Source organism: Kangiella geojedonensis (assembly GCF_000981765.1).
Taxonomy (GTDB): Bacteria; Pseudomonadota; Gammaproteobacteria; order Enterobacterales; family Kangiellaceae; genus Kangiella; species Kangiella geojedonensis.
This window is the reverse complement of the sequence record NZ_CP010975.1, coordinates 1,874,904-1,889,317: the sequence shown is the minus strand read 5'-3', so window position 1 is coordinate 1,889,317 and position 14,414 is coordinate 1,874,904. Positions and strand designations below refer to the sequence as shown.

The 14,414-nt window shown below is 42.7% G+C and carries 11 protein-coding genes; 10 read left to right on the top strand and 1 reads right to left on the bottom strand.

The features are described from left to right. The first annotated feature begins 48 nt into the window (after positions 1-48). The 6 genes from TQ33_RS08495 to zapD all read left to right on the top strand — a co-directional run bounded on the left by TQ33_RS08495 (position 49) and on the right by zapD (position 7,215). Positions 49-1,758 (top strand): PglL family O-oligosaccharyltransferase, encoded by a 1,710-nt coding sequence (locus TQ33_RS08495; protein WP_046561676.1) that lies wholly within the window; start codon positions 49-51, stop codon positions 1,756-1,758. Between the two features lie 68 nt (positions 1,759-1,826). Next, a complete protein-coding gene (gene pilB / locus TQ33_RS08490; RefSeq protein WP_046561675.1) occupies positions 1,827-3,539 on the top strand; it encodes a type IV-A pilus assembly ATPase PilB in 1,713 nt (570 codons plus the stop codon). A gap of 91 nt (positions 3,540-3,630) precedes the next feature. Further along, positions 3,631-4,878 carry a type II secretion system F family protein gene (locus TQ33_RS08485; RefSeq protein WP_046561674.1) on the top strand — a complete coding sequence of 416 codons (1,248 nt, stop codon included), beginning with the start codon at positions 3,631-3,633 and terminating at the stop codon, positions 4,876-4,878. A gap of 30 nt (positions 4,879-4,908) precedes the next feature. Then, positions 4,909-5,817, top strand: a complete 909-nt coding sequence (locus tag TQ33_RS08480) for a prepilin peptidase (RefSeq protein ID WP_046561673.1) — start codon at positions 4,909-4,911, stop codon at positions 5,815-5,817. A 5-nt stretch (positions 5,818-5,822) separates the two neighbouring features. Continuing rightward, positions 5,823-6,443, top strand: coding sequence for a dephospho-CoA kinase (coaE, locus tag TQ33_RS08475; RefSeq protein WP_046561672.1), 621 nt, complete (start codon positions 5,823-5,825; stop codon positions 6,441-6,443). 4 nt (positions 6,444-6,447) lie between these two features. Then, positions 6,448-7,215, top strand: coding sequence for a cell division protein ZapD (gene zapD, locus TQ33_RS08470; protein ID WP_046561671.1), 768 nt, complete (start codon positions 6,448-6,450; stop codon positions 7,213-7,215). On the opposite strand, the gene nadC is transcribed toward zapD, so the two are convergent. Continuing rightward, on the bottom strand, positions 7,216-8,085 hold the full coding sequence (nadC, locus tag TQ33_RS08465; RefSeq protein ID WP_046561670.1) for a carboxylating nicotinate-nucleotide diphosphorylase: 870 nt from the start codon (positions 8,083-8,085) through the stop codon (positions 7,216-7,218). It lies immediately after the preceding gene. Between the two features lie 90 nt (positions 8,086-8,175). On the opposite strand from nadC, the gene ampD reads away from it, so the two are divergent. The 4 genes from ampD (at position 8,176) to aceF (ending at position 14,305) form a co-directional block, all read left to right on the top strand. Continuing rightward, on the top strand, positions 8,176-8,742 hold the full coding sequence (gene ampD, locus TQ33_RS08460; protein ID WP_046561669.1) for a 1,6-anhydro-N-acetylmuramyl-L-alanine amidase AmpD: 567 nt from the start codon (positions 8,176-8,178) through the stop codon (positions 8,740-8,742). Between the two features lie 95 nt (positions 8,743-8,837). After that, positions 8,838-9,713, top strand: a complete 876-nt coding sequence (gene ampE / locus TQ33_RS08455; RefSeq protein WP_046561668.1) for a regulatory signaling modulator protein AmpE — start codon at positions 8,838-8,840, stop codon at positions 9,711-9,713. 206 nt (positions 9,714-9,919) lie between these two features. Continuing rightward, positions 9,920-12,601 (top strand): pyruvate dehydrogenase (acetyl-transferring), homodimeric type, encoded by a 2,682-nt coding sequence (aceE, locus tag TQ33_RS08450; protein ID WP_046561667.1) that lies wholly within the window; start codon positions 9,920-9,922, stop codon positions 12,599-12,601. Between the two features lie 15 nt (positions 12,602-12,616). Beyond that, positions 12,617-14,305 (top strand): dihydrolipoyllysine-residue acetyltransferase, encoded by a 1,689-nt coding sequence (aceF, locus tag TQ33_RS08445; RefSeq protein ID WP_046561666.1) that lies wholly within the window; start codon positions 12,617-12,619, stop codon positions 14,303-14,305. The last annotated feature ends 109 nt before the right edge of the window (positions 14,306-14,414 follow it).

The following is a 14,414-nucleotide window of genomic DNA, read 5'->3' as shown; positions in this document are numbered from 1 at the left end:
TAAAAGCATATATAAAAAAGCGAGCTGCGGCTCGCTTTTTTTTTCCTCATGATTATAAAAAATACACTTTGTTGGCTGCTTGTAGTTATAATATTTCTCGCGCTTCTGAGGGACTGGCCTGAAGTTAGTACCGCTGGTGGTCTGGGTTTTATCCGTAATAATCTTTCATGGGCGGTAGTCGTAAGCTTAATTTGTCTAGGGTTATATTACAGTGTATCTAGCAATAAGCTTAAGCTGCCTAAATATTCTTGGTTGTTGTTGCTAGCTCTTTTAATATCGATAGTTCCTTTTTTTATCAACCTCACCCCATTTTATGGGTACGGCCGCTATCTTCCTGTTGCTTTATCAGCTGCATTGCTTTGTTATTTAGCGTTATTCCAAATCAATCCAATAATAAACAATAAACAAAGTATCCTACTTGCGGTTATTGCCATAGCTTATGCCGAAGTGTTAATAGGGTGCTGGCAATTATTTCATAGTCTAATGATGCAGTTAACCAGTGATGTAGACCAATACAAACTTATACATATAGACGGGACATTCAATCAAAGGAACCTATTTGCAAGCTTTGTTAGCACAGGTTTGTTAGTTAGCATTTTTTCAATGCTAACTAACATTCGATTGACTCAAAGTATCAGAATTAGAAATGTGCTCTATGTGTTTTTGGGCTTAGGAAGCTTTATCCTGATGATGAGTGACTCGCGAGTTGGAATCTACTCCTTTATAGTTGGAGCGTTGATACTTTTTGCCTTTCATACAGATAACCTTCGTTACGTTACAAAAATCATTATGCCTATTTTTGTTGGTATCTTGGTTGCGATAACATTCAGTAATGTAGTTTACGATGGAAAAACTAAAGATTTTGGCAAAACTCATAACCGCCAGTTAATCTATAGCACTTCTCTTGAGGCCATTAAGCAGGCCCCCATACTGGGGCATGGTTTAGGAAGTTTTGAAAAAGTGTATCTGGATACTCTTGCTCATAGAGTCAAGTCCGGTGAGCTCAAAAAAGGTGATATAACACGCCCTGAAAACTTGTCTCATCCCCATAACGAATTTCTCTTCTGGGGAGTTCAGGGTGGCATTGTTTCGGTGGTTGGATTACTTTTGCTCTTACTTTTCTTGTTCTCAAGTACCTTTAAAGCGGGATTGAAGAAAAACCTAGTCTATTACTCGTTGTTATGCCCAATATCGCTTCATTTAATGGTAGAGTTGCCATTTTATATTTCTGGGGTGCACCTGCTTCTTGCTATATTACTACTATTTTACATAGTATCTTGTATTGGTGAGCTTAAAACATATGAGATTAACCTATCATCAGCTATTACTAAGACTGGCCAGTTGTTGATCTCCCTGTGTGGTATAGCGACAATCACAATATTATTAGTGAATAGTTATTCTTTGTATCAAGTTGCTAAATTTGAAGCTGCTTTAAACCGTACCGAAAAACAGTTAGAGAAGGCTATCGTTACAGTTGGTTGGGAAGACGCTTACCAATCCTTACTGCTGAAGCATCAGGCAAATATTGCTGCAAAGACAGGAAAAAAAGAGCCTATCATCGTTTTTTTGCGATGGCTTGAAAAGCAGAATGAAATCTCTCCAAGATTACAGTATTTCTTTAATATTTATTATTCATACCAAATATTAGGGGAACAACAAAAGGCCGAGGAAATTAAACGTCAGATAAAGTATTATTATGCAGGCGTAAAGACAGCTGAAGATTGGCTAAAAAGTACTGATAAAGGTGCTTCGGATTGACATTTAGTTTTTTTTAATCAAGTATATAACTTAATAATATTAATGCAAACTCTAAACAGAGGTCATGAATGGCATTAGTTGAAACAGGCCTTACAGGTTTAGCCCACATGCTTGTAGCAGAAGGGCTAATAGATAAAGAAAAAGTTAAAGATGCAATTGAGCGAGCTAAAGAAGAAAAAATTGGCCTGATTGATTGGTTAGTTAATTCTGGCGTAGTTCAGGGGGCCGATGCCGTAAAAGCACAAGGAGTTAATTTCGGTGCGCCTTATTTCGACGCATCTTCCATAAACCCTGACAATTTACCCAAGGATATTATCGATCTAAATATGATGCGAAAGCATCGTGTTCTTCCGCTTTATAAACGCGGAACCCGTTTATTTGTGGGGGTAGCAGATGCTACTAATCTTAAGAGCCTAGAAGAAGTCAGGTTCCAAACCAATTGCTCTATTGAAGCTGTATTGGTGGAACCTTCAAAGTTAGACTCACTCGTTAATAAGCTGATTGATGAAAAAGAAAGTGAGTCATTATCCGATTTTGATGACGCCGATCTCGATAATATTGACTTAGATGCCGTGGATGAGGGGCAAGGCGGAGACATTGATGAGGGAGCTGAAAGAGATGATGCTCCTGTTGTTAAATTTGTAAAAAAAATGTTAGTGGATGCCATTCGAAAAGGGGCATCGGATTTGCACTTCGAACCTTACGAAAAAAAATACAGAGTTAGATTTCGTATTGATGGCCTGTTACATGAGGTTGCAAGTCCGCCAATTCAGTTATCTTCACGTATATCAGCTCGTCTAAAAGTACTATCTAACTTGGATATTTCTGAACGTCGAGTACCCCAAGATGGTCGTGTGAAGTTAAAGCTATCGAAAACCAAGGCAATTGATTTTCGTGTGAATACTCTGCCCACGCTATTCGGCGAAAAGATTGTTATGCGTATTCTCGATCCAACAAGTGCCATGTTAGGTGTTGATGCGCTAGGTTTTGAACAACAGCAAAAGAAACATTTTATGGAGGCTATCAGCAAGCCACAAGGAATGGTTTTAGTCACAGGGCCTACTGGTTCTGGTAAGACAGTTACGCTGTATACAGGCGTCAATATTTTAAACGATGAACACAAAAACATTTCTACTGCAGAAGACCCTGTAGAAATTAACCTAGTCGGTGTAAATCAGGTTAATGTTAATGTGAAAGCTGGGCTAACTTTCGCTTCGGCATTAAGAGCTTTCTTACGTCAGGATCCTGACATTGTACTGGTCGGTGAGATACGTGACTTAGAAACTGCTGAAATTGCAATTAAAGCGTCCCAAACGGGTCACTTAGTACTATCTACTTTGCACACAAACTCGGCACCAGAAACCTTAACGCGATTGGTAAACATGGGCGTTGCGCCGTTTAATATAGCGACTACCGTTAATCTTGTTGTAGCTCAGCGTTTGGCTAGAAGGCTCTGTGAACACTGCAAAAAACCGGCAGATTTGCCCGATGAGGCATTATTAGAAGAAGGTTTTACGCAAGAAGAGCTGAACGATCTCACAATTTATGAACCGGTTGGTTGCGATAAATGTACATTAGGTTATAAAGGTCGTGTGGGTTTATTCCAAGTAATGCCAGTATCTGAGGAGACAGGACGTATTATCATGGAGGGTGGTAACGCAATTGATATCGCGGATCAGGCTAAAAAAGAAAATATACCTGATTTAAGAAGAGCTGGTTTGAATAAAATTAAGTTAGGGGCTACCAGTCTAGAAGAAGTAAATCGCGTCACTCAAGAATAGTGACTCTAATTCCTTGATCTTGTTTATTTTATTGAGGAAAAACACCTTTCTTTGCTATATTGGTAAAACTAAGGGCTAAAGGTACCGGAACATGGCAACTGCAGTTAAAAAGCGCAATACATCTAAAAAGCAAAAAAAACAAAAAGTTTTTCAGTGGAAAGGGGTCAATAAGCAGGGGCAAAAGGTTAAAGGCTCAATGCCTGCTGTTGATGCAGATGAAGTTAAGGTGGCTTTAAGAAAGCAGGGCGTAACTCCTAAAACTGTTAATGCTGATTTATTTGGTTCATTGGGTGGTGGAAAAAAACCGATAAAGCCGGTTGATATTGCTGTCTTTCTACGCCAGCTAGCCACAATGATGAAGGCCGGTGTACCCTTAGTCCAGTCATTCGATATCATCGGAAAAGGCCATGAGAATGCTAGTGTTCAAGACTTAGTCCTTAAAATTAAGGAAGATGTAGAGTCGGGTAACCCATTCGCCACAGCTTTGCGAGGACATCCAAAATATTTTGATGAGCTTGTCTGTGATTTGATTCATGCTGGTGAGCAGTCAGGTACACTTGAGCAAATGCTTGACCGTATTGCTACCTATAAAGAAAAGTCGGAAGCTTTAAAGTCGAAGATTAAAAAAGCTATGATGTATCCCATTGCAGTTATCGTAGTATCGCTCGCAGTTACGGCAGTCCTACTGATTTATGTGGTACCAATGTTTAAAGACCTTTTTTCGGGAGCTGGAGCTGATTTACCGGCTTTAACAGGCATGGTTGTGGCAGCATCAGAAAATATGCAGGCTAATTGGTACATTTATTTAGGGGTGCTGATTGCTATTGTGTTTGGATTTGCTCAAGCGAATAAGAACTCTCCACAGTTTAGAGAAGCAAAAGATAGGTTGTTATTGAAAATTCCAATTTTTGGACCTTTGGTACAAAAAGCTGCAGTGGCACGTTACGCGCGAACCTTAGCGACTACTTTTGCGGCTGGTGTTCCACTCGTCGATGCCCTAGACTCTGCTGCTGGTGCTTCTGGCAATACGGTATACAAGAAAGCCATTATGAAAATTAAGGAAGATGTTACAAGCGGCTTACAGATTAATATGGCAATGACTTCTACAGGTGTATTCCCCAATATGGTTAACCAGATGGTAGCGATTGGTGAGGAAGCGGGTTCAGTTGACACTATGTTATCAAAGGTTGCTGATATCTATGAAGCCGAAGTTGATGATGCTGTTGATGGTTTGAGTTCTTTGATCGAACCGTTTGTTATTGTCTTTATCGGTGGCCTTGTTGGTACCATTATTGTTGCTATGTATCTACCAATCTTTAAGCTTGGTGATGCATTCTAAGAAATTAACGAAGATTAAATTACAATTAAAATGATTGAATTATTATCAAATAACCTGCCTTTATTGGCAGGTTTTGTTTTTGTACTGGGCTTGCTTTTTGGTAGCTTTTTTAATGTAGTAATCCATCGCTTACCAGTAATTCTCAATAGAGAGTGGCGAGCAACTGCTTCTGAAATTCTAAAAGAGGCACATTGTGAAGTAAGTTGCCCAAAAGATGAGATGCCTGAGAAGTACACTCTGGTAACCCCACGTTCGGCATGCCCCAAATGCGGCCATAAGATTTCGGCCTTTGAAAATGTCCCTGTTTTGAGCTGGCTTGTCTTAAGAGGTAAGTGTCGCTCTTGCAAAACGGGCATATCCATTCGTTACCCATTTGTAGAGCTATTGACCGCTGTCACCTTTGCGATTTGCGCCTGGGTATTTGGTTTTAGTTGGTTGCTACTATTTGCATTACTGTTCACGTCTTACTTAATCATCGGCAGCTTCATTGATTATGACCATAAGATTCTTCCTGATCAGTTGACCTTGCCATTGATCTGGCTGGGGCTATCCGTATTTTTGTTCATAGAGCCTTTAGCGGTACAAGCTAGTTTTGCACCTGATTTAGAGTCCTCAGTGATAGGTGCTTTATGTGGTTACCTTGTGCTTTGGTCAATTTATTGGTTATTTAAAATTGCTACTGGCAAGGAAGGTATGGGGCATGGTGACTTTAAGCTTTTAGCCGCCATCGGTGCTTTTGTTGGCTTTAAAATGCTTCCACTCGTGATTATTCTATCGACGGTTACCGGTGCAGTTCTCGGGATACTAGCGATGGTTATCAACAAAAAAGGGAGGGATTACACCATTCCCTTCGGACCGTTTCTTGCTATTGCCGGCTGGATTACCCTAATTTGGGGGCAGTCACTAACTGAGTATTATCTTAATCTGTTGGCTCCTTAGGAAATATGACTTATCACGTTGTGCTAACTGGTGGCGTCGCTAGCGGCAAATCAGCCGCTAGTCGCTATTTTCAAGAACTTGGCGTGACAGTGATCGATGCTGATATCATTGCCCGCGAGGTGGTGGCCATTGGCTCAGAAGGACTGAAGGCAATAACTGAGTATTTTGGTGCCGCTGTACTTCATAACGATGGCTCCCTCGATCGCAAAGCATTACGCAATATCGTTTTTGACAATAAGCAACATCGTGAGTGGCTGAATCAACTTTTGCACCCAATGATCCGGCATAAAATGAAATCTCTACGCGATGAGGCTAAAGACAACAAAGAGCTTTATACCGTCAGCGTGATACCGTTATATGCTGAAACCATTCACGGAACGAATGAAGCTCTGCAGTATCAAAGAGTGCTAGTGGTTGATAGCAGTGAAGTGGTGCAGCAAGAACGGTTGATGCAACGAGATGGCAGTTCGGTCGAGCAAGCTGAAGCATTGATTAAAGCTCAAGCCAGTCGTCAGGAACGGCTATTAATTGCAGATGATGTGATCGTCAACCATTCAGATTTGCAATCGTTAAAACAACAAGTTATAAATCTAGACAGGCAATATCGTGATTTAGCAAGGGGCTAACTCTATGAGTGACGCTGTTGAGTCAATTCTTTACGAACACCCGTTAAGCGAGCAGGTTCGCACCTATCTTCGCCTAGAACAGCTATTCGCGATTCAATTACACTTGAGAGAACAAGAATCAACGATTTGCCATGTTGGTGCTCTCAGAAATTTGTGGGAAATTCTTGATAGCCTTGATCGTGGCGATATTAAAGGAGAGTTGATAAAAGAACTTGAAGCCCAAAAGCTTCACTTTGAGCAACTTGAAGAAAGTCCTTATATTGATGCACTAAAGTTAAAGCGGTTTTTAGACCAACTGAACCAATTGCTTGACTGGCTAAGCCGTTACCGTGGAAAGTTTGGCACCACACTGCGCTCAGATCGCTTTATTGATATGCTAAAGAATCGTATTCGTATGCCAGGCGGAACTTGTAGTTTTGATCTACCGGAACTGCATCTATTTTTAAACCAGTCACCGCAATACCGTCAAAACTGTCTTAAAGAATGGTTTTCACATCTTGATGGGTTGGCGCAGTGCATCAAAATTCTGTTACGTCTATTCAGAGAAAATGGTGAGTTTGAATCGGTAGTAAGCAAACAAGGCGTTTATCAAAGTAGCCTTTCTAATCGAAGCAATCCACAGTTGTTACGAGTGATGTTGCCCAGCGATTCAAGCTACTTCCCGGAGATTAGCGGCTCTAAACATTATTTTAGTATCCGCTTTATCGAAAAAGCAGAGAGTGAGTTAAAGCCAGTTGCTGAAGACTTTGAGTTCGAACTGGCTATTTGCTGATTACAGTGTTAATCGTAATGACAAATCGACTGCTTTAACGTGTTTGGTTAGAGCACCTACCGAAATATAGTCCACACCAGTTTCAGCAATATCGCGTAATGTTTCAATCGTCACATTTCCCGAAGCTTCAATTTTTGCAGTGTGTGAATGCATCTGGTTAATTGCAACTCCCGTGCGCATATCATCAACACTAAAGTTGTCCAACATGATGACATCAGCTCCAGCATCCAGCGCTTGATCAAGTTGTGCAAAGGTCTCAACCTCCACTTCCACCAGTGTTTTCGGGTGATTGCGTCTTGCCGTTGCCACAGCCTCTTCGATTGACCCCGTAGAGACGATATGATTTTCTTTAATCAGAAAGGCGTCATATAAGCCCATGCGATGGTTTTTACCGCCACCACAGTATACAGCGTATTTTTGCGCTAATCTGAGCATAGGAACTGTCTTGCGCGTATCCAGCAGCTGGCAGTTCGTGCCTTTTAGTTCCCTGACGTAACGAGAGGTGATGGTCGCCGTTCCAGAGAGTGTTTGTAGGAAGTTCATTGCACTGCGTTCTGCGGTGAGAATATTGCGAGCATTACCTTCTAACTCACACAGTGTATCGTTTGCTGCGACTTTGTCGCCATCTTGACACTTCCACTCTATACTAATACTAGGATCAAGTGCTTCAAACACAGCATTGAACCAATCAATACCGCAAACGACACAATCTTCGCGCGTGATCAGGCGACCTTTGGCTGTTTTATCTGCGTTGATAAGTTCAGCGGTAACGTCGACGCCATCAAGGCCATTCAAGTCTTCCTCAAGCGCTCTTTTGACTTGATACTCGATGTTTTCTTTAAGTTTGGCTTGATAGGGAATCTCGATCATAATTTGTTCCGTACGCGGTTTCTGGGTTGATGCATCATAATGTGCTTAATCTGTGGTATTGTAATCTCAAAAAACGGGTTTAGGAATAGCATGACACCTATCCAGCAAGAATATTGCCTAAATTTACATACTGGTCTGATCGAGGGTGCTCGTCAGGCTGAGTGCGATCATTATGATGAACGCGTCAGTGATGACGATATAGATTTGTTAGTGATTCACAACATTAGCTTACCCCCTCAGCAATTTGGGGGACCTTACATCGATCAGTTATTCGGTGGTTGTTTAAATCCAAGCGAACATCCATTCTTTGAGGAAGTAGCCGGTATTCGCGTGTCGAGCCATTTATTAATTCGTCGGAACGGAGAATTAGTGCAATATGTACCCTTCCATAAAAGAGCCTGGCATGCCGGGGTATCAAGCTTTGGAGGTCGCGAGAAATGCAACGACTACTCAATAGGCATTGAGCTTGAAGGGACGGATGACTTACCGTACGAAGCGATTCAATACGAGGTGTTGGCGAAAGTGACTCGATTAATTCTCACAGCTTACCCGAAGATTTCGAGTGAACGAATTACAGGGCACGCGAATATTGCGCCAGGACGTAAGACCGATCCTGGACCAGCTTTTGACTGGCAGTTGTATAAAGGCTTGCTGTAGATTGATAGATAAGTCTTGGGTGGAGGGTGCTTAATCTTTTCACCTTATGGTATAACAGTGTTGAAATATTAATATTTAAATGTTGGGAAGGGGATATGGCGTTATTAGCTTTAGTCATTGCAATATTAATAGAGCGATATTATCACGGCAATCAATCAATTGCGCGTGACAAATTGAGTAGTGACAATTGGTATTTTGCTTACTTAAGATTCTTTGAGAAATCGCTTGGCACCAAAAGCTGGTATCAAGGCTGGATCAAAGAGCTGTTCGAGGTTTTATTACCTGCTGTTTTAGTATTTGTCATATTTAAGTTGTTTGATCACGGTTTTATTGCGTCAGTTATCATGCTTGGTTTGATGGTCCTCATCTTAGTGCATGCCTTTGGGCCACAGCTGCCGAGTAAGCAACTGCAAGGCTACTTCAGCGCGATGAGCCATGACGACTCTCAAGCCGCTTATGAATATGCTAAAACCTATACCGGCAAAGAGTCAGAGAATGAAGAGCAGATGGTTAAGGATGTTACCGAGACTATTTTCTACAATATCGAGAGCCAATACTTTAGCGTGGCCATTTGGTTTGTATTGTTAGGACCTGCTGGCGCTTTGCTTTACCGCATGTTGTTGTGGCAACAGCAAGAAAGCAAGCTAGGGATAGTTGGGACAAAGGTACACTATGCGATGGAATGGTTTGCTTTCCGGTTATCAGCACTCACTTACCTATTAGCCGGTGATATGGCACGTGGTATCGAACACAGTAAAGGCATGTTTTTTGACTTGAATGTTAGCGGTAAAGAGTTACTCAACGTAACTGCCACAGCCAGCATGGGCTCTTATATTGACGGTGAGGAAGATCAAGATAGGCCAAGCTCCTGCGCTTCAAACCACTGTGCAATCAGTTTATCGCAACGAGCTGGCGTTATTTTATTTGCTGTTATCGCTGTAGCGACTCTACTTGGTTGGACTTTCGTTTAAGCGCTAGAAGCCTATTATTTAACGCTGGTTAATTAACTGGTTGTGAAATCCCTAGGTCAGACCACTGTGTCTGACTGCCCGATTTTTGCCCTCTATGGTATCTTTTTGTTGCTTTTTTGACTAAGATGTTGGCTTTGTGAATTTTATTAATTCTGTTTAACACGTGTTAAATAAATGCATGTGGCTGTCATAAGGCGATAAAAGATATGTCTGATAACGATTTAAAGAGAAACGCAGCAGCGCAGGATGTTGATCCCATTGAAACACAAGAGTGGATTGATGCGTTAGATGCGGTGATGGCTGAAGAGGGCGTAGAACGTGCGCACTTCTTGTTGGAAAAACTAGTAGCAAAGGCTCGTCGTGCCGGTGCTAACTTGCCGTTTGATCTCACCACCGCTTACTTGAACACAATTCCTCCTTCGCAAGAAGCTCATATGCCAGGCGACCAAGAAATGGAACGCCGATTACGGGCAATTATTCGTTGGAATGCTATTGCCATCGTGCTTCAGGCGTCTAACAAAGAGCTTGAGCTAGGTGGGCACTTGTCGAGCTTTGCTTCGAGCGCAACGCTATACGATGTAGGATTTAACCATTTCTTTAAAGGAAACAACGAAGACAAAGGTGACTTGATCTATTATCAAGGTCACTCTTCACCTGGTATCTATGCCCGTGCATTTCTTGAAGGTCGTTTGACTGAAGAACAGATGAGTAATTTCCGTCAGGAAGTTGATGGTAAAGGTTTATCATCATACCCGCACCCGTGGTTAATGCCGAATTTCTGGCAGTTCCCGACTGTATCAATGGGCTTAGGCCCGATTCAAGCTATCTACCAAGCACGCTTCCTGAAATATTTGGAAAACCGTGGTCTGGCAGATACTAAAGGACGTAAAGTTTGGGCTTTCCTTGGTGATGGTGAGATGGATGAGCCAGAATCAATGGGAGCTATTAGCCTTGCTGGTCGAGAGAAACTCGACAACTTAATTTTTGTCGTTAACTGTAATTTACAACGCCTTGATGGTCCGGTTCGTGGTAACGGCAAAATCATCCAAGAACTTGAAGGCGAGTTCCGTGGTTCAGGTTGGAGTGTCTTGAAAGTGATTTGGGGCCGCTATTGGGACCCACTTATTGCGAGAGACACTGAAGGCCGTTTGCGCAAAGTGATGGAAGAAACTGTTGATGGCGAATACCAAAACTGCAAAGCCAAGGGTGGTGCTTATACTCGTGAGCACTTCTTTGGTAAAGATCCTAAGTTGCTGGAAATGGTAGCCAATATGTCGGATGAGGACATTTGGCGCTTAAACCGTGGTGGTCACGATCCGCACAAAGTTTATGCTGCTTACCATAAAGCGGTGAATACCGAAGGTCAGCCGACGGTGATCTTAGCTAAGACGGTTAAAGGATATGGCATGGGCTCTTCTGGTGAGGGTAAAAACGCTGCTCACCAGATGAAGAAGATGAACCTAGAAGCACTTAAACACTTCCGCGACCGCTTCAATGTCCCGATCCCTGATGACAAATTAGAGGATGTACCGTTCTATCACCCTGGTGAAGACAGTGAAGAGATTAAGTACCTTCACGAACGTCGAGAAAAGCTGGGTGGTCATTTACCAGCGCGTCGTCCTGATTCACAGAGCCTAGATATTCCTTCGTTGGACGCATTTGAGCCACTATTAAAGTCGAGTGGTGATCGTGAGATTTCAACCACAATGGCATTTGTTCGTGGCTTGAACGTGCTCTTAAAAGACAAGAGTCTGAAAGAGCGCATCGTACCGATTATTCCTGATGAAGCGCGTACCTTTGGTATGGAAGGCATGTTCCGTCAAATTGGTATTTATTCGTCAGTCGGTCAACTTTATGATCCGGTCGATTCGGATCAAATCATGTACTACCGTGAAGATAAGAAAGGTCAGATTTTAGAGGAAGGTATCAACGAAGCGGGCGCAATGTCATCGTGGATGGCGGCAGCGACCAGCTATTCGAGCAATAACTTGCCGATGATTCCATTCTATATCTTCTACTCGATGTTTGGTTTCCAACGTATTGGTGACTTAGCGTGGGCGGCAGGTGATATGCAGGCGCGTGGTTTCTTAATTGGTGCAACCTCAGGTCGTACTACCTTGAACGGCGAAGGCTTGCAGCACCAAGATGGTCATAATCACTTAATTTCTGCAACCATTCCGAACTGTGTCAGTTATGACCCGACCTATGCTTATGAAGTGGCGGTGATTGTTCGCGAAGGTATGCGTCGTATGTATAAGGACCAAGAAAATGTGTTCTATTATATTTCGACCTTGAATGAAAATTATGTTCACCCTGAAATGCCTGAAGGAGTTGAAGAAGGCATTATTAAGGGTATGTACCAATTGAAAACGGAAAAGTCGCGTAAAAAAGCACCGCGTGTCCAGCTGATGGGCTCTGGTTCTATCTTACGTGAAGTTGAGCATGCTGCTGAATTACTCGAAGAAGACTTTGGGGTACTTTCTGATATCTGGTCAGTTCCTAGCTTCACTGAGTTGCGCCGTGAAGGTTTGTCAGTAGAGCGTGAAAACATGCTACACCCAGACAAAAAGCCTAAGAAATCGTATGTTGAAAAATGTCTAGAGAAACAAAAAGGCCCTGCGATTGCTGCTACGGACTATATGAAGTCTTATGCTGATCAGATCCGCAATTTTGTACCAATGAGTTACACCGTTCTTGGTACGGATGGATTCGGGCGCTCAGACAGCCGCGAAAATCTACGCCGTTTCTTTGAGGTTGATCGTTATTATATCGTGGTGGCAGCGCTTAAAGCGTTGGCAGACGACGGTGAGATCGATGTTAAAGAAGTTACGAAAGCTCTCAAGCGTTACAACATTGACGCTGATAAAGCTGACCCAGCAACCCTATAATTGGAGGAGGTTCCCTTGGCAAATTTAACTGAGGTAAAAGTCCCCGATATTGGCGATGCCAGTGGGGTTGATATCATTGAAGTGTTAGTCAACGTTGGCGATGAAATCAGCGTTGATGATGGCTTAATTGTTTTGGAAACGGATAAGGCGACGATGGAAGTTCCTGCTAGCGATGCAGGAGTTGTTAAGTCTATTGAAGTGAAGGTTGGCGATAAAGTTTCTGAGGGTGACTTGATCCTAAAGATAGAAGCCAACGAATCATCAAACGATGACGCGTCAGCTTCTGACTCAGAAGCGGAATCTACAGAAGGTAGCTCTTCAGGTGATTCTTCTGGCGGTGGTGACTTATCATCAAGTGCAGATGACAACACCAAACAAAACACTAACCAGCCTAAAAAGTCAGGTGGCTCTCGTTCTGAACCGATCACCATACCTGATATCGGTGATTCTGAAGGCGTTGAGGTTATTGAGGTCAGCGTTAAAGCCGGTGATGAGGTTGAAGAAGATGACAGCTTAATTGTGCTGGAAACTGAGAAAGCGACCATGGAAGTACCGTCACCGTTTGCAGGTACGGTTGAGTCTATGTCTGTTAAGGTTGGCGATAAGGTGAGCCAGGGTGACCAAATCGGCACCATGAAGGTCACTGATGATGGTGATGATAGCTCTGAAGAGAATGCAAATGAGCAAGCTTCTGAGCCAAAAGCTGAAAAAGAAACCAGTGTTAAAGATCAGCCGATGCCAAAGTCGGAATATAAGCCAGCTCCAGTGACGGTTGAACCGTTTGAACGCAGTGAAGGTGATGTCATTCATGCCAGCCCTGCCGTTCGTCGTTTGGCGCGTGAGTTTGGTGCAGACTTATCAAAAGTGAAAGGCTCGGGCCGCAAGAATCGTATTATGAAGGAAGACGTGCAGTCGTACATTAAGTTCGAACTGTCGCGCCCAAAAGCTACGGCCAATTCTGGCGCCGGTGCTCCTGCTGATTTACCGGAAATCGACTTTTCTAAGTTTGGTGAGATCGAAGAGAAATCTTTATCACGAATTCAAAAGATTAGTAGCGTGACGTTGCAGCGTAACTGGAATTTGATTCCTCATGTTACCCAGCACGATGAAGCGGATATCACTGAGTTGGATAAATTCCGTAAATCAATGAAAGAGGAAGCTGCTAAAGAGGGTGTACGATTAACGCCTTTGGCCTTCATCATGAAAGCGTTGGTGGCGAGCTTAAAAGCGTTCCCAACCTTTAATTCATCATTGGCAGCAGATGGCGAAACCTTGATCTTGAAGAAGTACTTCAATATTGGTGTTGCTGTAGATACACCTGACGGTTTAGTCGTTCCAGTGATTCGTGATGTGGATAAAAAATCAGTTTATCAGCTAGCCAACGAGTTGGCTGAAATGTCTGAAAAAGCACGCGATAAAAAGCTTACAGCAAAAGATATGCAAGGTAGCTCAATGACGATTTCATCATTGGGTGGTATTGGCGGTACTTCGTTTACGCCAATCGTGAATTGGCCTGATGTCGCTATTCTTGGCTTATCACGCAATCAAGTGAAGCCTGTGTGGAACGGTAAAGACTTTGAGCCACGCATGATGTTGCCGATGTCTTTGTCATACGACCATCGTGTGATTGATGGTGCTGTGGCGGCTCGCTTTACGGTCCATCTGTCGAAAATGTTAGCGGATATACGCCGCACAATTTTGTAACGGATAGCGTCATATCGAATTGTTTGATGATTTTTCGGCCAAATTAGGTAAAATACGCGCAAAATAAGCGCTTAGAGTTAAAACTCTAAATTCAGATAGAAAAGAGGAA

Coding starts and splice junctions, on each gene's coding strand:
- TQ33_RS08495 (WP_046561676.1), top strand. CDS start 49: ATGATTATAAAAAATACACTTTGTTGGCTGCTTGTAGTTATAATATTT.
- pilB (WP_046561675.1), top strand. CDS start 1,827: ATGGCATTAGTTGAAACAGGCCTTACAGGTTTAGCCCACATGCTTGTA.
- TQ33_RS08485 (WP_046561674.1), top strand. CDS start 3,631: ATGGCAACTGCAGTTAAAAAGCGCAATACATCTAAAAAGCAAAAAAAA.
- TQ33_RS08480 (WP_046561673.1), top strand. CDS start 4,909: ATGATTGAATTATTATCAAATAACCTGCCTTTATTGGCAGGTTTTGTT.
- coaE (WP_046561672.1), top strand. CDS start 5,823: ATGACTTATCACGTTGTGCTAACTGGTGGCGTCGCTAGCGGCAAATCA.
- zapD (WP_046561671.1), top strand. CDS start 6,448: ATGAGTGACGCTGTTGAGTCAATTCTTTACGAACACCCGTTAAGCGAG.
- nadC (WP_046561670.1), bottom strand. CDS start 8,085: ATGATCGAGATTCCCTATCAAGCCAAACTTAAAGAAAACATCGAGTAT.
- ampD (WP_046561669.1), top strand. CDS start 8,176: ATGACACCTATCCAGCAAGAATATTGCCTAAATTTACATACTGGTCTG.
- ampE (WP_046561668.1), top strand. CDS start 8,838: ATGGCGTTATTAGCTTTAGTCATTGCAATATTAATAGAGCGATATTAT.
- aceE (WP_046561667.1), top strand. CDS start 9,920: ATGTCTGATAACGATTTAAAGAGAAACGCAGCAGCGCAGGATGTTGAT.